This window comes from Rhodothermales bacterium (assembly GCA_034439735.1).
Lineage (GTDB): Bacteria > Bacteroidota > Rhodothermia > Rhodothermales > JAHQVL01 > JAWKNW01.
The window spans coordinates 15,077-37,364 of sequence record JAWXAX010000216.1; the positions used below are offsets into that span (position 1 = coordinate 15,077).

The following is a 22,288-nucleotide window of genomic DNA, read 5'->3' on the forward strand; positions in this document are numbered from 1 at the left end:
ACAGACCTCTGGGTCGTTATTTCATGAAGACCATCGACCGTGATTGCGCACCGTCGGGGGTTTTAAGCGTGTAGAAATAGGTCCCGCTCGGCATGCGCCCGCCTTCGAAGTCGATCTGATGCGTGCCTGCAGCCTGGTAGGCGTCCACGAGGGTGCGGACGAGCCGTCCTTGAGCGTCGAATACCTGCAGCGTGACGCGGCTCGGTTGGTTGAGGGTGTAGCCGATATTCGTCGTCGGGTTGAATGGGTTGGGATAGTTCTGGGAGAGCTGGAACGCGGCCGGCACCGGCGTCGGCTCGTTGCTCACCTGGACCTTGCTTCCGATGATGTCCATGCGGGGCACAGCCATGCCGAGCATAGCGTCCACATCCGCAGGAGGCATGCCGAACCAGTCCTGGAGGATGGAGGCATACACCGAGCGGAAATCGGTCGTGGGCTCGGGGTCGCCGCCGTAGAGCTGGGTGACGAGGTCGGATTGCGAACCGTAGACGCCGCGTTTCAGGCCGGGGCCGAACATGAGCATCGAGGCGCCGGCGCCATGGTCGGTGCCGCGCGATCCGTTTTCGCCGAGCGTGCGGCCAAACTCGGAATAGGTCATCGTCAGGACTTTCTGGTCGAGACCGTCCACCGCGAGGTCCTGGTAGAAGGCCGCCACGGAGTCCGCGATGGACCGCCAGCGATCGGCGTATTGGCCGGTGGCGCCGCCCTGGTTCGAGTGCGTGTCGAATCCGCCGATGGAGACGGAGATGACCTTGGCGCCCAGTCCGCCGCGGATGAGGCGGGCGGCGGCGGACATGTTGTCGCCGAAGCCGTTCGGGTAGGTGCCGGCCAGGTTGGTGCCGGCGTTAGCGGCGCGCTGGATGGACGACACATAACTCAACGCGGCGTTGGCGACGGCGCGTGCGTACTTGAGCGGCCGGCCGTAGGCCACGTTGTCGACTCGGGCATCGGTGGCGTCGTAGAGGCCGCGTCGGGCGATCTCTTCGATGAACTGGGCGTCGCCCAGGCTCACACCGAGGTTGCCGAGGTTGCTCTGGAACAGCGATACCGGTCCGCCGATGAGGACGGCCAGCGGGTGGTCGAGCGGCTGTCCGATGGTATCGAGCACATCCTCGACATACCGGCCCCATACGCCGGACGTGTAATTGACGTTGCCGCTGCCGATGATGCTGCCGCTGCCCGTGGCCCAGTTGACGGTGCCTTCGAAGTGCGACCGGGTCGAGCTGCGGTAGCCGGTGTTCAGTACGGCCGCGAGGCGGTTGTTATTCCACAGGTTCGTCAGGCTCGCCATGGCCGGGTGCAGGCCGTGGTCATTCTCCAGCGGCAAAACCTGGCTTCGTGGGATCGCTATCGTCGGGCGAACGCGATAATATTCGTCGATCTCGTAGGGGACGACCGTGTTGAGGGCGTCGTTGCCGCCGTTGAGCTGGATGAGCACCAGGATGCGGTCCACATCCGCGCTCTGGATGGCCTGGAGGATGGGTGCATGCCCGAAGGCCGTGACCGGGCTTCCGTTAAGCATGACCGAGGCGCCGGCGACGCCCATCCCGAGGCGGGTGAGGAAGTCGCGACGCGACCACTTGAGGTGGTCCTGCGTGTGGGCGGCGCCATCCTCGAGCCGGGCGCCGCGGCGGCCCCCTTCGGCTTCGGTATGGCCGTGGCCTTCGTGCCCCTGGTGATCGTGGTGATTGCAATGCTCGTGCATGGGTATACCTGAAAAATGAATTCCGTTTCTTGAGGCGAAGAAAGGGGGCCCAGGCAACGTTAGTGTAGCTGGTACTCGGGGATTTCCCGGCTCAGAAGAGCGATGTAGTGTTGCAATACGATGCGCGCGCGGTCCTTTTCGGTCGTGCTGCCGTCGACGATGTCCGGCCACTCGTAGTGGGGCATATCGCCGAGGAGCACTTTCGAAACATTCGACACGATCGGGTCGCTGAGTACGCTGGGTGGGGGTGGGATGTCGGGATCGCCGGCGAAGTCGTCGCTCACCTCGCGGATGCTGGCGATATCGAGCGGGATCGGCACGAGCGTACGCGCCAGATCTTCCGCGATCTTGAAGGGGTTGGCCGGGTCGGAGACGCGAACGGCCACGTCGACGGGGTCGAAGCTGCCGGCGCCGCCGCCGGTGAGGTCGGCAATGATATTCCACCGCTCAGGCAGGAGGCTCGTCGTGAGCCATTTCTCGTCGCCGGGCGCGTTGGCGGCATCAGGCGGGTTGATCCCCGGCCATCCGGCCACGTTTGGCGGGTTAAACAGCTCCTGGTTCATCGACCGCGGCTCAAGCTTCTGGCGGATATACTCCAGCACTTCGTCGGTCGGCGGTGTCTCGGTTTCGTTCAGGAAGCCGATCAGGAAGTCGATCGGACTCTTGATGCGTGAGCCGTAGTAGGTTGGCGAGAAGAAGCGCTGGCTGGTCAACAGCGCCTCCAGGACCGGCTTGATGACGTAGTCGCTGCTGACCATCACAGTGGCCATTTCGGCGATAAACGCTTCGTCGGGTACGGGATTGACGAGGTAGACGTACAGCTTCCGGCAGAGGTAATGCGCGATGGCCGGTCCCCGCTCCGCGAAGAGGAAATCGATGAGCTGAGTGTATTCGACGGCCGGGTCGCTATGGCCCTGGAACGACTTTCCGAAGATCGTCTTGGTGCCGGCGTCGTGCAGGGTGCCCTTCGCTTCGGTACGGAAGCGGCTTTCGTCTACCTGCCAGCCGGTGAGTACGCGGGCGACCTGCTTGATGTCGGCCTCCGTGTAGTTCAGGGCGCCGGTGGGGCTGTACTGGCCCATGGTGAACAGCTCGAGCAGCTCGCGGGCGTAGTTCTCGTTAGAGCCGGCGGGGTTACCCTGTTCGTCGGTCGTCGGGACGTTCGAGTTGTTGTCGAGATAAAACAGCATCGAAGGGTCGAGGCCGATCTCGTAAATCAGCTCCTTGAAGTTGCCCAGGGCATGGGTGCGGAGCAGTCGGTAATACGTGTAGGCGTAATACGGCCGCGTATAGACGCTATAACCCGTGACGAGGTGGTTGTGCAGAATGAGGGTCATCTTTTCGATAAAACCCTGCTCCTTCATGCGCCACATCCAATCTTTTTGCACATTATACAAGTCGTCGATTTCGCCCGAGAGCTTGTTCGTATACCAGGTCGGAGATTCGGGAAGCGCGTTCTCCTCGGCCTCCTGGAGGATGATGGCGACGGCCTCTGCGGCGGTCATTCCGATGAATCCGTTGACGCGGCGCAGACGCGCGCCAAATTCCGTACGGGTGACCTGGTGCCGCGCGTCGGCGCGGGTCAGCGGCGCCGTGTGTTGTTGGATGTCGATGGCCGCCTGCAATGCCGGCATCGAAACCGGGCTGCTAGCCGGCGCGCCGTTAAAGCTACGTCTGTTCATGGTTGTCCCAAAAGGTGCTTTCAAACCGAGCGGAGTGTGCGAAAGCCTCTGCGCGAGCGGGGAGGGACTCACCTGGGGGAGAGAGGCGTCTGAGGGCTATATCGTCTCTTCCACGTACTGTGCCAAACACAATCGGGCCCGGCATAACGCGTCCAGCCACCCCGGCGGGGCCAGCCTCCCGTTACCCGATAAAATACATCCGTTTCGTTTCTACCTGAAAGGGCCTGGAAACGCCTGCAAGTGGCAAAATCGTAGGCTTTCTCCCGGTTTTGAGCGGATAGCCGCGTTGGTGTTACCCCCCGTAGGACGCCTTTTTTGTCACTTCGCCGAGCCTTACATCCGCTGGTCTGTCGCCTGCGCAAGGTGAGTAATGGCGCGACGTGGGGTTATTTTGTGCGTGATCCCGGAAGGATCGAGGAGGCCGCAATCCCGGGTCCCAGAGTGAGCACGGGAATGATACATGGCAATTCGCTTGCCGAAACCCCCCAAAAACAGCCCGATCGTATCACGGGCGCTCGATAGGCGTGTGCGTTTTAGACTGGCCCGGCATCAACTCGTCGATGTCGGGACGGGGAGGAGTGTCCCGGACGGCTGTGTGTGCGTGAAATCAACCGATGGTAGGGAATCCCGTGTAAGGCTGGAGGGCGTCCGGGATGACGATCGAGCCGTCCACCCGCTGCCCGTTCTCGAGTAGCGCCGCGACGATGCGAGGGAGCGCCAGGCCACTGCCGTTGAGGGTATGGACGAACGAGGGCTTCTTTTCACTTTCCTTGCGATAACGCATCGCGAGCCGGCGCGCCTGAAAGGCCTCGAAATTCGAGGTGGAAGACACCTCCAGCCAGCGTTGCTGGCCAGCGCTCCACACCTCGAGGTCGTATTTCTTCGACTGCGTGAAGCCCATGTCGGCCGTGCACATCAAGAGCCGGCGGTAGCGCAACCCGAGCCGCACCAGCGGGCGCTCGGCGTCTTCGCGGAGTGCTTCGAGGGCCTGATAACTCTGGTCTTCCGCTACGATCTGCACAAGTTCCACTTTATCGAACTGGTGCAGCCGGTTCAGACCGCGTACATCTTTTCCGTAGGAACCGGCCTCGCGTCGGAAGCACGGGGTGTAGGCGGCGTATTTGATCGGAAGATCGGCCTCCTGCAGCACCTCCTGACGGTGGAAGTTGGTTACGGGGACCTCCGCGGTCGGGATGGCATACAGCCCGTCGCGGGTCATTTCGTACATCTGATCTTCCTTGTCGGGTAGCTGCCCCGTGCCGCGCGCGCTGTCGGCGTTGACCAGTATCGGGGGCTGGATCTCCGTATACCCGCCTTCATCGACGGCGAGATCGAGGAAAAACGCAACGAGCGCTCGCTGCAAACGGGCTCCTTTGCCGATATAAAACGGGAAGCCGGCGCCGGTGACCTTGGCCCCCCGCTCGAAGTCCAGCAGGCCATGGCGTGCGGCGAGCTCCCAGTGGGGCAACGGAGCGAAGTCGAATGCCGGCGCTTCGCCCCACTCATAGGCCACTACGTTGTCCTCGGGAGAGGCGCCCAGGGGCACGCTCGGATGAGGGATGTTAGGCACCTCGAGAAGGAGCGCATCCATTTCAATTTCTTGCGCGCGCGCCTCTTCCTCCAGCCCTTTTAGCAGGCCCTTCATCTCGGAGCTTTCGGCTTTGATGCGATCGGCTTCCTCCCGTTTCCCCTCACGCATCAGGATGCCCACTTCGCGGGAACGTTCGTTCGATTGCGCCTGAAGATCTTGGAGCCGCGTGAGCACATCGCGTCGCGCTGAGTCGCGGTCTAGGATACGATCGACGAGGCCGGCTGCGTCGATGCGTTTGTCGATGATGGCTTGGCGCACACGATCGGGTTCGGTGCGGATCAGGTTGATATCGATCATGCTCGGTTACTATCGAACGGTTACTATCGAACGGATACTATCGAACGGATACTAGCGAACGGTTACTGTCGAACGGTTACTAGCGAACGGTTACTAGCGAACACAGAAGCGATCACGAAGTCGAAACGGGCAACCCGAGCCGCGCGCCGAGGTGCGCGAGGTTTTGCTCGATCGTATGTGGCTTGTACCCGAATTCGGTTTCTGCTTTCAAGATGATAAAGCCCGTGGTGAGCGGACGAAGCGCCCTTTGACTGAATGAGGCGCTGTTTGTTCTTTTGATGAGCGAGGCGTCCAGGTCGAAGGTGGCGGCAATCTTCAGGGCGAAGTCGTACACGCTCAGGTACTCGCGTCCGGAGAGGTGGTAGAGGCCCGTTTTGTCGAACTTCACGAGGCGGAGGATGCCCTGGGCGAGGTCGGGCGCATAGGTAGGGGTGCGCCACTGGTCGTCCACTACCTGAATTTCTTCGCCCTTGCTCAGTTTGTCGATCACCCACAACACGAAGTTGCCGCGGCTAAGGCGTTCGCCGGCGCCGTACACGAGCACCGTCCGAACGATCGCCCAGCGCCCGAGACCGGATTTGATGATCGCATTTTCGGCGGCGAGCTTGGACTTCCCGTAGAAGTTCACGGGATCCGGACGCTGGCTTTCGATGTACGGCCCCCCTTTGCCGTCGAACACAAAATCGGTGGATAGATGGACCATCTTGACGCTGAAGTTGAGGCAGCTGCGGGTCATCTGTTCAACGGCCTCTACATTGACCCTCCAGCAGGCGTCGCGCTCATCCTCACACTGGTCAACGGCGGTCATGGCGGCGCAATTGATGACCACGTCCGGCGTGAAAATGTTGAATAGGTGGCGGACTTCGGCGGTGTTCGTGAGGTCGAGCCGGGTGTAGCCGCACGACCCATTGCTGAAGCGGGGCTCGACATCCTTGCCTGTGGCCAGAATATCGAATTCCGGGTACGGACTGAGCGCCGTTACAAGTTCCTGGCCCAGCAGGCCGTTGGCGCCTGTGATGAGTATACGTTGGTAGAGCATGATGCAATGAGTGGGGCCGTGGGGGCCGCGTTGAGCGCCACAAGATACGGCACGGCGAGGCGGTTGGAAACGGGGGCCCTGGCGCGATGTCCTGCTCGGTCGACGCCTGGCGGCAGCCGAGATCATCATTAGCGGAAAAAGTACCGCATGCCGGCGGCTCCGCCAATGCGGACGTGCGAATCGGGCAGGATCTCGAAATTGGGACGCGCCTGGAGAAATATCTCGAAGCGTTGGGTGAAGTAATTGAGACCGACCAGGGCCGAGAGGCCGAAGCGGGTCGATGGGCGGTTGCGGGGTGACAACCGGCCGGCGTGCAGACCGGGGCCCAGGAAAAAGCCGAGGGGCGATTCAGGAATCGCGTACTCGTACGAAGCATGGAAGGTGGCGAACACGGAACGGTCGAACCCCCAGGCGGCCAGCAGGTCCACCGCGATATCCGGCTGGAGATAATACTTTGCCGTGATGCCCGTCGGTTGGCCCACCTGCGCACCGACGCCGAACCGGCCCGGGGGGGCCGTACGCTGGGCGTTCGCCGGCGGCGCCAGCGTACCCAGCAGGGCGCTCAGGATCAAACCCTGGATCAAACCAGGCATCCAGCCCGACATCCAACCCGGCTCGACGGTCGTCATTCGTCCCGATGCTGGTGCGTCAGTGTGCCGATGATGTCCTCTTTGATGAGGCGCGCATCCTTCAGCGGCAGCCTTCCGGCAATCACCAGGCGGAGCTCGCGCCGCCGCGCCGCCGCCTCGTAACTGGCTATTTCCTGTTCACTTTCCGGGACGATCGGCGGCACCTGGACGGGCCGGCGCTCTTCATTGATCGCCACGAACGTGTAATACGCGCGGTTGCATTTCCGGCGAGTCCGCGCGATGGCGTTTTCAGCCCACACATTCAGTTCGATTTCCAGCGAGGTGCGGAACGTCCGGTTCACCTGCCCTTCGATCACCACGATTTCCCCGTGGTGGATCGGCGACTCGAACTCGACGGAGTCAACGGCAGCGGTGACACACACCTGGTTGGTATGGCGCTGGGCCGAGATCGCCGCGCAGATATCCATGAGGTACATCAGCCGGCCGCCCATCATGTTGCCGAGGTTGTTGGTGTCGTTCGGCAATACCATTTCGGTCATGATACAACGGGAGGCGGCGACGGTTTTTTGTTCGTGCATGGGGGAATCTCGCGGGCGATCGCTCAGGTCTTTTGTTTCTTCTTCTTCGCGGCGGGGAATAGGACATTGTTCAGGATGAGTCGGTATCCGGGTGAGTTCTTGTGGAGGCTCAACTCGGTAGGGGGGTCTCCGACGAAGTGCTGATAGTCTTCGGGGTCGTGGCCGGCATAAAACGTAAATGTACCCTCACCGCTCGCTCCGTGCACGTAGCGTACCTCATCCCGGCCCGGTGCTTCGGCAAGGATAACGACACTGGGTTTGATCAGATCCTTGCGAAAGCTGGTGGTCTGCCCGATGAACCCCTTGACGGTAGAGACATGATTCTGGGTGAGCATCGTCGGGACGGGATCCCACTTGGCGCTGAACTCGAAGAGGGTAAAATAATCGAGCGCCGGATTTCTGAGCTGGGGCGGCGGTGCGCCGGTGTCGATGTTGGCGTGTTCGTATTGTTGGGCGTTGAAGTTGGGGCGGAAGTTCTCGAAGGCGAACGTCTGCGCGAAGTCCAGTTTGCTCAGCGCATCCGGGTCGATCGGGTCGCCATCGTATTCGGCGGGGACGATGTCCGTCGCGTGGGCCGCGAGCGCAAGGTCGAACGTATCCGAGCCGGAGCACATGGCAAAGAGGAAACCGCCTTGGGTGACGTAATCGCGGATCAGATGGGTGACCGCCAGCTTGAGCTGGCTCACTTTTCGGAAGCCATGCCGGCGGGCAGCGGTTTCGGCCTGGCGCTGCTGCTCGATGTACCAGGGCATGGACCGGTACTGAAGGAACTTGCCGTATTGCCCGGTGAAGTCCTCGTGGTGTAGATGCAGCCAGTCGTACTCGCTCAGCTTGCCCTCCATGATCTCGTCATCATAGATCATGTCGTACGGGACTTCGGCGTAATTCAGGGCGAGCAACACCGCGTCGTCCCAGGGAAGCGTTTGCTGCGGGGCATAGACGGCCACACGCGGCGCCTTTTCAAGCCGCATCAGCGCCGTATTGTTGGCCTCACTTTCCACTTCGGCAACGATGGCGGCCGTCTGGGCGCCGCTCGCGCGCTCGTAGGTGACGCCGCGGACGCGCAGTTCGGCCTCGAGTTCATCGAAGGTAGCGATCAGGAAGGATCCACCGCGGTAGTTCAGCAGCCAGTCCACACTTACGCCCTGATTGAGCGCCCAGAAGGCGAGGCCGTAGGCTTTCAAGTGGTCGGACTGGCCGGCGTCCATCGGGATGAGGAGGTCCTGGGCGTGCAGCCGAACAGGCGGCGCGAAGCACAGCGCGAAAACAAGCAGGATCGAGGAATATCGGATCATGGGGTGTGGATCGTGTGCCTGAAACAGAAGGAAACGCCGGCGATCAGAGCTCGTCACCGCGTAGGAATCGGATCCGTTCCCGGGCGCGGGGCACGAGCAACGAGCCTGGATAGTCGGTCAGCAGGCGGGTGTAGGCCGCGGCGGCGAGGTCGGACTGGCCGAGTTCTAATTCGTAGATGTCGGCGGCCTCGAACAGGCTGCGGTCGGTCAGGTGACTCGTGGGATGGATGAGTGGGAATTCGAGCAGCGCGGCGAGTGCGTCGTTCGCTCGGCCGGCCTGGCGAAGCGCCTGTGCGCGCCCGAAGCGGGCCTCATCGGCCAGGGGGTGGGAGCCGAAGTTCTGCAGGAGTGAGTCGAGCGCGGCCAGAGCGACGTCGAAGTGCCGCTGGCGGAGGGCCAGGGCGGAACGGGCATACAGCCGAAGCGGCGCGTTGAGTGAATCCGGGCCCTTGTTTTCGATCAGGACCACTTTTAATTCGATGGCGTCGTTAGCGATATCGGTCGACGTGTTTTCATTCATCGGCGCCGAAATGGTCAGGGCCGATTCAAACTCGCCCTGGTAGAAGTGCAGCATCGCCAGCTCGTACCGGGCCAGCTCGGCGAGTTCACCGATGCGAAGGCGTTCCACGAGTTTGGCGAAGACGAGGCGGGCCTGGTCGAGGTCGCCCCGCATGAGGGCGATGCGCCCGATATCGAAGGCGGCCTGATCGGCCACCTCCGTATTGGCATAGATGGCGGTTACCTCCGCGTAGGCCTGTTCGGCGGCCGGCAGATCGAAGAAGACATCGAGTTGGAGCCGTCCAAGGCGGCCGAGCACCTCTGGATAATAGGGGTGCGTGGGATAGGTCTTTAGAAAGTGCTGGTAGGCGGCCAGGGCTTCGTCGTAGTGAGGCGCAGGCCGGCGACTGCCTGCATCGTCCACCGCGCGTTCGCCAAGGTCTTCCGCCTGCTTCTGTAACATGTCGCCCAGGCCGAACTGGGCATCGGCCGCAGCGGGTGAATCTGGATGGCGCTTGAGGACTTCGCGGTAGGCTTCGGAGGCAACGCCAAAGGCGCCGGCATCGGCGGCTTGCTGGGCGAAGCTAAAAAGGACGTTGCCGTTTTCCTGTTCCAACCGGTCGATGGCGCGGTAGGTCGTGAGCGCATCATCGTACCGGTCGGCCTCGAGGTAGAGCCAGCCCAGGAGATCACGAAACGACCGGTTTAGGGGCGTCTTGCGAACGGCTTCTTCGACGACGGGGAGGCTGGTCTGGAGCACCCCATCCTGGTCCAGAAACCGGCCCAGCCGACTGCGGACAAAGCTGAGCTGCCGATCGCTTTCTTCTATCAACCCGAGGTACTCGGTCATCGCCTCCGCGTGGCGGCCGGTCAGGTTAAATAAATACGCCAGATCCATACGGAAGAGCGCCGGATCGTTCAGCGCGGTACGCCCTTTTTCAAGCACCTCGACGGCGTGTTCAAAGAGACGCACCTCGACGAGGGTCTGGTAGACGACACGGTAGGCGGTGGCCTTATCCGGCTCGAGAGCAATGGCTTCATCCCACGTAGCAAGCGCGCGGGGCTCATCGCCCATTAGAAAATAGAGTCGGGCCTTCTGCGAGACGAGGACGACGGGAAGTTGCTCGGTGGCGATGCGCTCGTCGATGAGGCGGATCGCATCGTCATACCGTTTGACGTTTTCGTAGGCCTCCCTCAACTTCTCGTAGACGACGTAGGTCGAAGGGCTGACGGCGTACAGGTCCTCGAGCAGCGAAATGGCCCGATCGAACTGGCCGGCCCGCAGATAGGTATCGGCCAGCTGGAACCGCGCCGCGAGCGTACTATCGATGTCCTGCGCACGTACAGCCGGCGCCGCGGCGAGGAGCATCAGCCCGAAGAAAACCCTGAGGAGGGTACACATTCGCATAGGAGTCAGTACATTTCGGCGGCCTCGCAACCGGTAGGTAGTGCAGGGCGTCGCCGGTTAGTTGCCATGATCACCCGGCGCCGCGCCGAGTGTACGCCCCGATGGAGGTACGCAAAACCCGAAGATGATGAATCGTCCTGACGCGCGACCTGCTCCAACACGACGTGATGCAAATAAAGGGCCTGTTCAACGGCTTGCCGTACTGGGGGCGACCGGCTCGATCGGTACGCAAACGCTAGACGTTGTACGGCTATTCCCGGAAAAGTTCAAGGTTGTCGCCCTCGCGGCGTATCGTAATATTGATCGATTGTATGACCAGGCGATCGAGTTCCGGCCGGCCTGTGTGGCCGTCGGGGATGCCGCCTGCGCGGCGGTATTGCAGCAGCGATTGGCGGGAACAGGGATCGTGGTGGTGCACGGGAGGGAAGGCCTGCGCGAGGCGGCGTGCTGGCCGGAGGTGGACGTCGTGATGGCGGCGATCGTGGGGTTCGCCGGGCTGGAATCCGTCATCGCCGGCATCGAAGCCGGCCGGACGATCGCACTGGCGAACAAAGAGACGCTGGTGGTGGCCGGTGCGCGCGTTAATGCTCTTTTGGCCGCTCGGGGAGGACGGATGGTGCCTGTGGATAGCGAGCATTCGGCGATTTTTCAATGTCTGGTCGGCGAGCCGGCGCTGGCCGTGGAATCCATCACGCTGACGGCTTCCGGCGGGCCGTTTCGGACACGGCCGGCAGGCACATTCGCCGGCATCACGCGTGAGGAAGCGCTCCAGCATCCAAACTGGGCGATGGGAAGTAAGATCACCATCGATTCCGCTACGATGATGAACAAGGGGCTGGAAGTGATCGAGGCGCACTGGCTCTTTCATCTGGCTCCGGATCGGATCGACGTTCTCGTTCACCCGCAATCGATCGTCCATTCGATGGTGACCTTCGCGGACGGGAGCACGAAGGCGCAGATGGGGCAGCCGGACATGAAGGTGCCCATCCAGTACGCGTTAAGTTACCCGGACCGGTGGCCGGCGCCGCATCCTCGGATCGATTGGGGCCGGGCCGGACGGCTCGATTTTGAGCGACCGGATCGGCTCAAATTCCCCTGCCTGGATCTGGCATATGAGGCCCTGCGGCGTGGCGGCGCCGCGCCGGCGGTGCTGAATGCCGCCAACGAGGCGGCCGTCGGGCTCTTCCTCCAGGAGCGCATCCGCTTTATCGATATCCCGAACGCGATCGAAAAGGCGCTTGCCGTCTTCGAGACCCCGGCAGACCCCTCCATCGAGGATCTGGTGGCGATCGACCAGGCGGTGCGTGCGCGCATCGAGGAACTCTACGGCGCTCCCGCCTATTGAATAGCCGTCTGCCGGGCGCGCGACCATCACGCGTGGCTCGGCAGAACCTATGGTTACCCTTTTTTCTCCCTTTTCGGAAGGAAGTATGGAAGTTGTACTCAGCATTCTTTCGTCCATTTTCTGGGTGTTGATCGCCATCACCATCCTCGTGTTTGTCCACGAGATGGGGCATTTCCTCACCGCGAAATGGTTCAAGATGCGGGTGGATAAGTTCTCCGTGGGCTTTCCGCCCAAAATTTTTAGCCGGCAGATCGGGGAGACAGAGTACGTGTTGGGTGCTACCCCGCTCGGGGGTTATGTGAAGATCGCGGGCATGGTGGACGAGAGCATGGATACCGAGTTCGCCAACTCGGAGCCGCAGCCCTGGGAGTTTCGTTCGAAACCCGTGTGGCAGCGCATCATTGTGATCACGGCCGGCGTCTTCTTTAATGTCGTCCTGGCGGTCATCATATTTTCGTGCCTCAAATTCTTTTACGGGGAGCCTTACATTCCCGCCGACCGGGTAGAACAGGTCCATGTGGCAACCGGGTCGCCGGCCCACGTTATGGGGTTGCGTACCGGCGATCGCGTGGTGAGCGTCAGCGGCAAGAAGCTGGAGCGGTTTCATGATCTCGACGCGATAGAGTCGATCCTGGCCGACCCGATGACGGTCACGGTGCTCCGTGAGGGCCAGGAGCTGACGTTTCAGGGCCCCGATGACATCATGACCCAGCTGGGTCGTGCCAGGCCGGCCGGTTTTGGGGTCACATTTACGCCGTCCATCATCGGGGGAGTCTCCTCGGGCTGGTCCGCCGCTGAAGCGGGTTTACAGCCGTTTGACCGGGTTGTGGGGATGGGGGATGAGCCGGTAAATTTCTGGGCACAGATGACCGAATTAATTCAAAGCTCGCAGGGAGACTCCGTCTTGCTGCGCTGGTCGCGTCCCGATTCGTTGTTCGATGCAAGCGTCGACATGCCGGCGACTACGGCATTGCTTCGCCATGAGAACGGGTTTCGCTTGTACGAGGCCAAGATCGCACCTCGCCTGGACGACGGCGACAGTAAGTATAAGCTCGGCGTTTTTGCGCCTTCGTACGATGTGATTGCCGCGGCGTATGGGCGGGTGTATGAGCACTTCGGGCTCTTCGGCGCTATCAACGCCGGCATGCGCGAGACCTGGATCAACGCCAGCGCCATCGTGACCAGCCTGCAACGGGTATTCTCCGGCCGGGAGGATCTGCGAGAGAATCTTGGAGGTCCGGTGATGGTCGCGAAAGTGACGCGCCAGGCCGCCGAGGCCGGGGCGTATTATTTCTGGCAGATCGTCGCGGTGCTTTCGATCACTCTGGCGATCATGAACATCCTGCCCATACCCGTGCTCGATGGCGGCCATTTGGTGTTCCTGATTTACGAGGGCATCACGCGCCGCGAGCCGTCGCTTAAAGTACGGATGTGGCTACAACAGATCGGGATGATCCTGTTGTTGCTGTTCATGACATTCCTTGTGTTTAACGACATCCTGCGCCTTTGACGGCGGAACGATTGGCGCCGGCGTCCGCCGTCCAGTCGCTGACCGGTATCCTTGCCAGAGCCGAGTCTTTTTGCAGAACAGGGCTTTACCAGAATCGGTTACGGCGTCGTGCACGTTCCATCCCCCAGTGTTGAAGGCATTCCCGCCAGTGATGCTGCCCTGCAGGCGTCGCTGAAGGCCCAGGGAGCCATCCCTCGCCACGTGGCGATCATCATGGACGGCAATGGACGCTGGGCGAAAAGCCGGGGCAAGATGCGCGTGACAGGGCACTACGAGGGTGTGGAGTCCGTGCGAGATGTTACAGAAGCCTGTGCGCAGCTGGGCGTGCAATACCTCACTCTGTACGCATTCAGCACCGAAAACTGGAACCGCCCGCCCAGCGAAGTCGACGCCTTGATGACGCTCCTGATCCATACGATCCGGCGGGAGAAAAAAACGTTGATCGACAACAAAGTACTGTTACGCGCGATTGGCGATATCGAGGCCCTGCCGGCGGCCTGCGTAAACGTCTTGGAGGAGTCTCAGGCCGAGAATCCGGCCGATTACCGGATGATCCTCACGCTGGCCCTGTCGTACAGCGGTCGGTGGGACATCCTGCATGCCGTACGCGAGTTAGCCCGCCAGGCGCGCGACGGCGAGATCGATCCCGAGGCCATCGACGATGCCTTATTCAGCCGGCGCCTGAGCACGGGCGCGTATCCGGATCCCGACCTGCTCATTCGCACCGGGGGAGAGCTTCGTGTGTCTAACTTCCTGCTCTGGCAGATTGCCTACGCCGAGATGTATCTCACCGAGGCCTTCTGGCCGGATTTCCGTCGTCGCCAGTTGTACGAGGCCATTGCGAGCTACCAGCAGCGCGACCGACGATTCGGGCGGGTAGACCTGTAAGGCGCTCCGATTACTTGCCCCGAAGCGATATCCCGCACGATCCGCAATAAAGCATCCGCCGTTTGCGTTCACAGGTCAACAGGTGGCCTGGCCGCGTCGAAACCAAGCCGGCAGACCGCTAGTCTAATAGCCCCACCCTTTTGGCCCGCCTCATGAGTTTGTCCAGGTTCTTGCCCACCATGCATGTAGTCTCCGTAGCGGGCGCGTTTGCTCTCTGTTTATTCGCCCTGCCCGTAGCCGCTCAGGTTGCCGGTGGGGAATTGCCGGCCGGTAGCAGCGAGTTGTTCGCACAGGCGCCGACCGAAATTAAAATCGCTGGCGTCGAGGTCGATGGCGTGGAGGGCGAAAACATCGCGGCCTTTATCGTGCAGACGAGCGGCCTCCAGGTGGGCGAGATGATCACGCTGCCGCTGGACCCGGGTTTTGGCGACGCGATCCGGTCCGTCTTTCGGCTTGGAAACTATAGTGACGTCAAGATCCTCGAATCGCGTCGGGCTGAAGAGGGGGTCTACCTGACGATCAAAGTCACCTCCATCCCCCGTCTGGGCGAGTACACGTTTGCCGGCGTGCGCAAGAGCCACCGGAGCGACCTGAAGGAGAAGGCGCCGCTCCTGAGCCGGACCCCGCTGCGTCAGGGGGACATCGAGCGAACGATCCAGGTGATCAAAGAATTTTACCGCGAGCAGGGCCGGCCGACCACCGAGGTGGAAGTCGAGCGCATCGAGCAAGCAGACAACACAGTCGACGTCACGTTCAACGTCAAGCGCGGTCCGGTGGTAGAGGTGGAGGAAATCCGGCTGAGTGGTATCGAGCAGGTCGATACCAAGAAGCTGATTAAATCCCTCGAGACGAAGGAAAATAAATGGTGGCGGTTCTGGAAGAAGTCGAAGTTCGATCCGAAGAAGTACGACGAGGATTTGCAGAAGGCCGTCGCGTTTATGAACGAGAAGGGCCATTTCGACGCCCGCGTCGTGAGCGATTCGGTCTATTTGATCGAGGAAGGGGGAAAGCCGGGGATGATCATTGAACTCGATCTACACGAGGGACCCCGGTACCACATCCGGAATATCTCGTGGGAAGGGAATACCGTCTACCCCGACGACGTATTGTCGCAGTCGCTGGGCGTTTTGGAGGGCGACATGTACAATAGCAAGAAACTCGAGCAGAACCTCTACGCGAACAAGCAGAGTTCGGACGTATCCAGTATCTACATGAACCGGGGGTACATGACCTTCCGCGTAGATCCGGCGATCCGTGTCGTCGAGGGTGATTCGCTCGATATGAGTTTCGACATCTCGGAGGGCGACATCTTCGAATTCGGGCAGGTAGAGATCGCCGGCAACGACAAAACGAAGGACCACGTCATCCGGCGGGAGCTGTATACGATTCCCGGGCAGACCTTCAGCCGCGATGCGATTCAGGAGTCGATCCGGCGCCTGATGCAGCTCAACTACTTCAGCCAGGAGTCGCTTGGCGGCGGGCCCGGCATCGCGGTGGACGAGCAGAATAAGGTGGTCGATCTCACGTATTCGCTCGAGGAGACGGGCAGCGACCAGCTACAGCTTTCGGGCACCTGGGGCAGCTTTGGCCTGGTGCTCAGCCTGGGGTTCGAGTTTAACAACTTCTCTGCCCAGAACTTCTTCAAGAAAGGCGCGTGGCGCCCGTTGCCGAGCGGCGATGGCCAGCGGCTTTCACTTGGCATCCAGACGAACGGGCGGTACTATCAGAATTACTCGATCGGCTATACAGAGCCGTGGTTCCGCGGTAAGCCAACGCCGGTCGGGTTCTCGGTGTCTTATTCCCGTATCGGCCAGAATCCCTTCTTTTCCGTTTCGAATGGCGCGCTCACCACGGGGACGGGGCGTGTCTTTTATGAGAAGCGCCTCAAATGGCCGGATGACAAGTTCAGCTACCTGAGCGGTGTTCAGTTCCAGTACACCAACAACGACAGTTTGTATGCGTCGCTTCCACAGGGTATCAGCCGCGAAGTATCGCTTCAACAGGTAATCTCGCGCAACTCGACGGACAATCCCATGTTTCCGTCGCGGGGTTCGAACGTGCGGTTCTCGCTGGAGGTCGCCCCGCCGGTCGGCAACTTTATCCAGTACCATAAATGGCGCTTCCAGAATAGCTGGCACGTGCCCATTCTGCCCAAGATCACGTTGAGCGTAACGAGCGACTTCGGCTACGTAGGCTCGTTGACCGGCGAAGACGTCCGCTTCCAGCGCTTTGTAGTGGGCGGATCACCCTTCGACACACAGGGCACGTTTAACCGGTTCTTTTTCGCGACGGATATCGTGTACATGCGCGGGTATCCGTCCGGGGCGCTCGGGCCTCGCGAGAACAACGAACCGGTTGGCGGCCGTATCCTGAACAAGTATACCTCCGAGTTGCGATGGATGGCCATCCAGTCTGAGCAGCTGCAGGCCGCGCCGTACCTCTTTATGGACGGGGCAAACACCTGGAACAACTTCAATGCCTATAACCCCGCAGAACTCTACCGGTCCGCCGGCGTAGGTATGCGGTTCTTCCTACCGATTCTTGGGATGCTGGAGCTGGCCTACGGGTACAGTTTCGATGAGTTCGAGCCGACGGCGCTTTCGCGGACGAGCCACGACGGCACCCGGCAGTGGCTGTTCCAGTTCACAATCGGTCAGGGCTTTAACCAATAGGCGATTTACTCCGTAGCATTATCCAGTAATCCGCGATTTCCGCATGCGCGATCTCATAACATCCCGAGGGACCCCCCAGTCCATACGCCCGGCCCTTCGTCGGCTGGTTGGTGCGTGCGTGTTTGCCCTGGCTGCGGCCCTAGCGCCTGCGGTGGAGGCGCAACAGCGTATCGGGTACGTGGATTCTGACTACATCCTTGAAAAGGTGCCCGAGTTTGCGACGATCCAGCAAAACATCGATCGGCAGACGCAGGAGTGGGAAAAGGAGCTAGAGACGAGTCAGACGGCCGTCGATGAACTATTCCGTGAATACCAGGCCCGCGAGCTGCTGTACACGAACGAAGAGCGGAAGCGGAAGCGGGAAGAGATCATGCAGGCCGAGCAGGACATGGAGCGCCTCCGGATGCGGTATTTTGGACCGGATGGCGAACTGTATACCCAGCAGGATAATCTGATGCGGCCGCTGCAAGAGCGTGTGCTCGAAGCGATCGAGAAGGTGGCGGCTGAGGATGGATTCGATTATATCTTCGACAAAAGCGGAGACTTTCTCTTTCTGTTCGCACGTGAGCAGCACAACGTGAGCGATCGCGTTCTGGAGGAACTCGGCATCGACCTCGAAGCCCCGGGCGCCCGCCGTTGAGGCCGGCTCCCTTACGTTTCACCCGCGACCCCTTACCGGAAACCACCCATAAACCCTGTTTCAGAATGCGTAGCTTGTTTCTTTCAGCGTCCCTCTTTCTCCTGGTAGCCCTTACGCTCGTCGCCACCCCGCAGGCGGCGCACGCACAGATGCTGAAGGTCGGATATACGGACCACGAGGTGATCATCGTCAATATGCCGGCGTACACCCAGGTTCAAAACCGCCTTCGGGCCGAATACGAGGGAGGCCAGCAGGCGCTGCAGTCGCTCGCGGCAGACTTCCAGGCCGAAGTCGAGACGTATCAGAAGCAGCAGCCGCTGCTCTCCGCCGAGCGTCGTACGGAGAAGGAAACCGAACTCGCCAAGCGCCAGACGGAAATTCAGGAGGCCGCCGGCCGCAAAGATCAGGAGATCGGCATGCTTGAAGCCGAACTGATGAAGCCACTCCTCGAGCAGGTTCAAACAGCGATCGACGCCGTGGCGAAGGAAAAGTCGCTGGACCTCGTCCTCCGTTATCAGGTCGGTGGCGGCCAGCCGGTGCTGCTGTATGCCAATCCGGAAAAGGTGGTGGACATCACTATCGATGTCGCCAAAAAGCTCGGCATTGAAGTTGACGAAACCGCGGCCGACGCGGCCAACTGAGCGTATCGTTCGTTCTGAAAAGGGCGCCGGCCATGGAGGCTGGCGCCCTTTTCCCATTGATGGCAATTCGTAGCCCGGTGGTGAGGCTGTATATTGCCGCGTCCAGATCACCCACGCCGGCTCCGTGCCGCCGTAGTCCTTTCGCCGATGAGCACCGAGACCGCTACCCTCCAGAACCTGCAATCGCGCCGGGTTACGACCCAGACGCTCCAGGAAATGCGTGTCCAGAACATCCCGATCGCGATGCTCACGGCGTACGACTTCACGTTCGCCCGCATCCTGGATCAGGCCGGCGTGGATGTGCTGCTGGTCGGGGACTCGGCTTCCAATGTGATGGCCGGCCACGAAACTACGCTGCCGATCACACTGGATCAGATGATCTATCATGCCCAGTGTGTCGTGCGTGGTGTTGAACGGGTGCTGGTGGTGGTCGATCTACCGTTTGGCTCCTATCAGGGCAATACAAAAGTCGCCCTCCAATCCGCGATCCGGGTGATGAAGGAGTCCGGCGGCCACGCGATCAAGCTGGAGGGCGGCGCCCCTGTCGCCTCGATGATTCGTCGCATCATCAACGCCGGCATCCCGGTGATGGGCCATCTGGGGCTCACCCCGCAGAGTATCTACCAGTTTGGCACCTACAAGGCACGCGCTCGGGACAACGAGGAAGCAGACCGGTTGCGTGACGACGCCCTGCTCCTACAAGATGCCGGCTGCTTCGCCATCGTGCTCGAAAAAATCCCGGCCGGCCTTGCCGCCGAAGTCACGGAATCCCTGCGCATCCCGACGATCGGCATCGGCGCCGGCGCCCGGTGCAGCGGCCAGGTGCTGGTAATGCACGACATGCTGGGCCTGTCTACCGACTTTAACCCACGCTTCGTCCGCCGCTATGCGGAGCTGGGCGGGGTGGTCACCGACGCGGTTCGGGCCTATGTGGATGACGTCCGCGGCCGGCAGTTTCCGGATGCGTCGGAGAGTTATTGATTGGTTGTCAAGGTGCTGGTTGGCAAGTTGCAGGATTGCATGTTAGCAGGGAAGCGATGAAGAATGAGCCACTGATATTAATCACGAACGATGACGGGATCGATGCGCATGGGATCCGGATGTTGGCTGGCGCCATGCGGGGGCTCGGGACGTTGTACGTGGTGGCGCCGCGGGAGGAGCAGAGTGGGGTGTCGCACGCGATCACGATCCGGCAGCCGGTGCGTATCATCAAGCGGGACTATGTGATCGAGGGCGAGACGATCGAGGCGTATGCCGTGACGGGGACGCCGGCGGATTGTGTCAAGATGGCCATCGATCACATCCTGCCCCGGAGGCCAGACCTCGTCGTGAGCGGCATCAACCAGGGGCCTAACGCGGCGGTCAACATTCTGTACTCCGGCACGGTGAGCGCAGCCCTCGAGGCGTCGGTCCTCGGATTGGATGCGATTGCGTTTTCGCTTAATGCGTGGACGGGCGGTCGTTTCGAGCCGGCTGCCCGATATGCCCGCCGCATCGCTGAAACGACGCTGCTCAAGAAGCTGCCGCCGGGCATCCTGCTAAATGTCAACGTCCCGGATCTGCCGTACGACGAGATCAAAGGCATCACGATCACCTCTCAGGCAAAATCGCGCTGGGAGGCGTCGTTTGTGGAGCACCGCGACCCGTTCGACCGCCCGTATTACTGGATTGCCGGCAACTTCGTCAACCTAGACACCGGCGATCACACGGACCTCGCGGCGCTCGAAGCCGGCTACGTGTCCGTCACGCCTGTCCATTCGGACCTCACCGCCCACGCCTTTGTCGAACACATGAAGGCGTGGAAACTGTAGCGAAGCGCCTCATGCGCGTTTTTTAATCCCGAACATCAACTCCAATCGTCATGATTCCACGGTTTACGGCGCTGCTCGGCTGCATTTTCCTTTTTGGATCGCTGACGGCCCTGGCGCAGGACACCAGTAGCCACAAACAGGCCGCGATCGAGTTGCTGGAGGTAAGCCGGGCCGAGCAGAACATCCTCGACACGATCGACATGATGCTGCAAGTTCAGCTCGAACAAAACCCGATGATGGCGCAATTCGAGGACATCCTGCGCGATTACATCTCGACCCACATGGCCTGGTCCGGACTGGAGGACGAATACGCGCAGATCTACATGGACGCGTTTTCGGAGCAGGAGTTGAGAGACATTACTACCTATTATCGCACGGAAACTGGACAGAAAGCGGCCAGCTTGATGCCGTCGCTGATGCAGCAGGGGGCGATGATCGGGCAGCGGAAGATGATGGAGAATGAGGCCGAGCTGGAAGAGCGTATCATGGCTCGGTTTGATGAACTGAGCGCCGCCAATGGCGACGATGGTTTGGAGGGTGGGATGGACGAATTTGCCCCTGCGCAGATGCTCGAGCCCGACTCGACAGGCGCCATCTTCCGGTCAGCCAATCTCTGGCCGGAGGACTCGATCGGGTTGGGACAGGCGATTTCGGAGGTTGCGCCACTGGTCTTCCGCCTGACGGACGGCATCTACCAGGTCTTCCCGGAAAATTTCGGCGAAGCACAGGCCATTACGCTGTTTACCGACGAAGCTGGCCTCATCCGCGAAATGCGGTTCGACTACGACGCGAGTTATGTAATCGACGAGATGAAGGGGACCTACGACACGATGTTCGGCCGGCCGGCGATCTACCTCGAAGGCGCGGACGCCGATCGGTTTTACTGGGAGGATGGGGCGACGCGGTTCGAGCTGGTCCTCGACAAGTCGCTCGGAGCCGGGTCGATCTATGCGTTGATCAGGAATCGGTAGGCCAGTGCCGCGGGTCTGGCACCTATCCGGCGACCCAGCTCGTAAACTGGTTGATCTGCGTACGGACGGCCTCGGTGGCCAGCCGGCCGGGGAAGCCGGCGGTGCGGTAGGCGTCGAGCGCGCGGTCCAGGTCGATGTCGCGGAGCTGGCTGACCTCTTTCGCGGCCTCGCGGTACGCGTCGCGGAAGGGCATGCCGGCGGCCACCTTTTCGAGCGCGGCGGCCGTCGCGAAAAGTTCGCTTGACGTGGCGCGGCGCATGGCGTCGACGTCGAACTCGACTCCGGGAAGCAGCTGACGCATGGCGTCGAGCGCGTCGGCGGTGACGGCCTCGCTGCGCATGGTGGCCTCCTTGGTGAGTTGGAGGTCGCGGTGGTACCCCGAGGGCATGTTGGCCGGCAGGGTGAGCAGCACCTGCATTTCAGCAATTATCCGGTGGTAGCTGGCGCGGATGAGTTCGAGCACGTCGGGGTTTTGCTTCTGGGGCATGATGCTGGAGCCCGTACAAAAAGCGGCCGGCAGTTTCACAAACGCAAACTCGGCCGTGTTATACAGCACAAGATCACTGGCCATCCGGTTGAGCGTGGCGGCGAGTTGGACGAAGGCGTGCACGACGTGGAGTTCGAGCTTGCCGCGCGAGAGCTGCACGGCGGTGACGTGGGTCTGGATGGTTGAAAACCCCATGGCCTCGGCGGTGAATGCGCGGGGAAGGTCCAGGTACGGTACCCCGTAGCCGGCGGCGCTGCCGAGGGGGGAGGTGTCGATCTGGTCGAACCCGGATTTCAAGGCCGCGAGGTCGGATACAAGCAGCTCCGCATATCCCATCGCCCAGAGGCCGGCCGTGGTGGGCATGGCGCGCTGTAGGTGGGTGTAGCCCGGCATGATAGAGCGGGCGTGGCGATCGCCGAGGTCGCAAAGAGACAGCGCGAGGTCGGCTGCGCCGGAGGCGACCTCCCGTACGCGGTCTTTTATGTAGAGCCGCAGGGCCGTGAGCACCTGGTCGTTGCGGGAGCGTCCGGTGTGGATGCGTTTGCCGGTGTCGCCGAGGCGTTTGACGAGTTCGCCTTCGAGGACCGTGTGGCAGTCCTCATCCTCCAGGCGGACGACCAGCTCGCCGTCGACGGCGAGC

General features: G+C 61.3%; 18 protein-coding genes. 9 read left to right on the forward strand and 9 right to left on the reverse strand.

The features are described 5' to 3' along the window. Positions 1 to 16: 16 nt before the first annotated feature. From SH809_15850 to SH809_15885, 8 genes are all read right to left on the reverse strand, one after another. Positions 17 to 1,705, reverse strand: a complete 1,689-nt coding sequence (locus tag SH809_15850; protein MDZ4701184.1) for a DUF1501 domain-containing protein — start codon at positions 1,703 to 1,705, stop codon at positions 17 to 19. A gap of 59 nt (positions 1,706 to 1,764) precedes the next feature. Then, complete coding sequence (locus tag SH809_15855; GenBank protein ID MDZ4701185.1) at positions 1,765 to 3,387, reverse strand: DUF1800 domain-containing protein; 1,623 nt, start codon at positions 3,385 to 3,387, stop codon at positions 1,765 to 1,767. A gap of 607 nt (positions 3,388 to 3,994) precedes the next feature. Further along, a complete protein-coding gene (gene serS / locus SH809_15860) occupies positions 3,995 to 5,275 on the reverse strand; it encodes a serine--tRNA ligase (GenBank protein ID MDZ4701186.1) in 1,281 nt (426 codons plus the stop codon). Between the two features lie 112 nt (positions 5,276 to 5,387). Continuing rightward, on the reverse strand, positions 5,388 to 6,314 hold the full coding sequence (gene rfbD, locus SH809_15865; GenBank protein ID MDZ4701187.1) for a dTDP-4-dehydrorhamnose reductase: 927 nt from the start codon (positions 6,312 to 6,314) through the stop codon (positions 5,388 to 5,390). Between the two features lie 128 nt (positions 6,315 to 6,442). After that, positions 6,443 to 6,943: a hypothetical protein gene (locus SH809_15870; GenBank protein MDZ4701188.1), complete on the reverse strand. Its 501-nt coding sequence runs from the start codon at positions 6,941 to 6,943 to the stop codon at positions 6,443 to 6,445. Then, positions 6,940 to 7,482: an acyl-CoA thioesterase gene (locus SH809_15875; GenBank protein ID MDZ4701189.1), complete on the reverse strand. Its 543-nt coding sequence runs from the start codon at positions 7,480 to 7,482 to the stop codon at positions 6,940 to 6,942. Before SH809_15875 ends, SH809_15870 begins: the two co-directional genes overlap by 4 nt. Before the next feature lie 23 nt (positions 7,483 to 7,505). Next, positions 7,506 to 8,777, reverse strand: a complete 1,272-nt coding sequence (locus SH809_15880) for an asparagine synthetase B (protein ID MDZ4701190.1) — start codon at positions 8,775 to 8,777, stop codon at positions 7,506 to 7,508. A gap of 43 nt (positions 8,778 to 8,820) precedes the next feature. Further along, the gene (locus SH809_15885; GenBank protein ID MDZ4701191.1) at positions 8,821 to 10,683 is read right to left on the reverse strand and encodes a tetratricopeptide repeat protein; all 1,863 of its coding nucleotides are present in this window, start codon (positions 10,681 to 10,683) and stop codon (positions 8,821 to 8,823) included. Between the two features lie 127 nt (positions 10,684 to 10,810). On the opposite strand from SH809_15885, the gene SH809_15890 reads away from it, so the two are divergent. The 9 genes from SH809_15890 (at position 10,811) to SH809_15930 (ending at position 21,161) form a co-directional block, all read left to right on the forward strand. After that, a complete protein-coding gene (locus tag SH809_15890; protein MDZ4701192.1) occupies positions 10,811 to 12,028 on the forward strand; it encodes a 1-deoxy-D-xylulose-5-phosphate reductoisomerase in 1,218 nt (405 codons plus the stop codon). An 85-nt stretch (positions 12,029 to 12,113) separates the two neighbouring features. Continuing rightward, positions 12,114 to 13,538 (forward strand): RIP metalloprotease RseP, encoded by a 1,425-nt coding sequence (gene rseP, locus SH809_15895; protein MDZ4701193.1) that lies wholly within the window; start codon positions 12,114 to 12,116, stop codon positions 13,536 to 13,538. A 108-nt stretch (positions 13,539 to 13,646) separates the two neighbouring features. Then, the gene (locus SH809_15900; protein ID MDZ4701194.1) at positions 13,647 to 14,426 is read left to right on the forward strand and encodes an isoprenyl transferase; all 780 of its coding nucleotides are present in this window, start codon (positions 13,647 to 13,649) and stop codon (positions 14,424 to 14,426) included. Positions 14,427 to 14,605: 179 nt separating this feature from the next. Beyond that, on the forward strand, positions 14,606 to 17,098 hold the full coding sequence (gene bamA / locus SH809_15905) for an outer membrane protein assembly factor BamA (GenBank protein MDZ4701195.1): 2,493 nt from the start codon (positions 14,606 to 14,608) through the stop codon (positions 17,096 to 17,098). 178 nt (positions 17,099 to 17,276) lie between these two features. After that, positions 17,277 to 17,738: an OmpH family outer membrane protein gene (locus SH809_15910; GenBank protein MDZ4701196.1), complete on the forward strand. Its 462-nt coding sequence runs from the start codon at positions 17,277 to 17,279 to the stop codon at positions 17,736 to 17,738. A 65-nt stretch (positions 17,739 to 17,803) separates the two neighbouring features. Then, the gene (locus tag SH809_15915; GenBank protein MDZ4701197.1) at positions 17,804 to 18,379 is read left to right on the forward strand and encodes an OmpH family outer membrane protein; all 576 of its coding nucleotides are present in this window, start codon (positions 17,804 to 17,806) and stop codon (positions 18,377 to 18,379) included. Positions 18,380 to 18,526: 147 nt separating this feature from the next. Beyond that, on the forward strand, positions 18,527 to 19,360 hold the full coding sequence (panB, locus tag SH809_15920) for a 3-methyl-2-oxobutanoate hydroxymethyltransferase (GenBank protein MDZ4701198.1): 834 nt from the start codon (positions 18,527 to 18,529) through the stop codon (positions 19,358 to 19,360). 56 nt (positions 19,361 to 19,416) lie between these two features. Then, a complete protein-coding gene (gene surE, locus SH809_15925) occupies positions 19,417 to 20,190 on the forward strand; it encodes a 5'/3'-nucleotidase SurE (protein ID MDZ4701199.1) in 774 nt (257 codons plus the stop codon). Between the two features lie 50 nt (positions 20,191 to 20,240). Next, the gene (locus SH809_15930) at positions 20,241 to 21,161 is read left to right on the forward strand and encodes a DUF2059 domain-containing protein (GenBank protein MDZ4701200.1); all 921 of its coding nucleotides are present in this window, start codon (positions 20,241 to 20,243) and stop codon (positions 21,159 to 21,161) included. A gap of 22 nt (positions 21,162 to 21,183) precedes the next feature. Here the strand turns inward: SH809_15930 and SH809_15935 are convergent. Next, the coding region (locus tag SH809_15935) for an argininosuccinate lyase (protein ID MDZ4701201.1) at positions 21,184 to 22,288 on the reverse strand (1,105 nt) is incomplete at its 5' end.

Bases quoted from the DNA above. Each gene is read 5' to 3' on its own strand.
- SH809_15870 (MDZ4701188.1), bottom strand. From the start codon at position 6,943: ATGACGACCGTCGAGCCGGGTTGGATGTCGGGCTGGATGCCTGGTTTG.
- SH809_15850 (MDZ4701184.1), bottom strand. From the start codon at position 1,705: ATGCACGAGCATTGCAATCACCACGATCACCAGGGGCACGAAGGCCAC.
- surE (MDZ4701199.1), top strand. From the start codon at position 19,417: ATGAAGAATGAGCCACTGATATTAATCACGAACGATGACGGGATCGAT.
- panB (MDZ4701198.1), top strand. From the start codon at position 18,527: ATGAGCACCGAGACCGCTACCCTCCAGAACCTGCAATCGCGCCGGGTT.
- SH809_15885 (MDZ4701191.1), bottom strand. From the start codon at position 10,683: ATGCGAATGTGTACCCTCCTCAGGGTTTTCTTCGGGCTGATGCTCCTC.
- rseP (MDZ4701193.1), top strand. From the start codon at position 12,114: ATGGAAGTTGTACTCAGCATTCTTTCGTCCATTTTCTGGGTGTTGATC.
- serS (MDZ4701186.1), bottom strand. From the start codon at position 5,275: ATGATCGATATCAACCTGATCCGCACCGAACCCGATCGTGTGCGCCAA.
- SH809_15915 (MDZ4701197.1), top strand. From the start codon at position 17,804: ATGCGTAGCTTGTTTCTTTCAGCGTCCCTCTTTCTCCTGGTAGCCCTT.
- rfbD (MDZ4701187.1), bottom strand. From the start codon at position 6,314: ATGCTCTACCAACGTATACTCATCACAGGCGCCAACGGCCTGCTGGGC.
- SH809_15880 (MDZ4701190.1), bottom strand. From the start codon at position 8,777: ATGATCCGATATTCCTCGATCCTGCTTGTTTTCGCGCTGTGCTTCGCG.
- SH809_15855 (MDZ4701185.1), bottom strand. From the start codon at position 3,387: ATGAACAGACGTAGCTTTAACGGCGCGCCGGCTAGCAGCCCGGTTTCG.
- SH809_15930 (MDZ4701200.1), top strand. From the start codon at position 20,241: ATGATTCCACGGTTTACGGCGCTGCTCGGCTGCATTTTCCTTTTTGGA.
- bamA (MDZ4701195.1), top strand. From the start codon at position 14,606: ATGCATGTAGTCTCCGTAGCGGGCGCGTTTGCTCTCTGTTTATTCGCC.
- SH809_15890 (MDZ4701192.1), top strand. From the start codon at position 10,811: ATGAATCGTCCTGACGCGCGACCTGCTCCAACACGACGTGATGCAAAT.
- SH809_15875 (MDZ4701189.1), bottom strand. From the start codon at position 7,482: ATGCACGAACAAAAAACCGTCGCCGCCTCCCGTTGTATCATGACCGAA.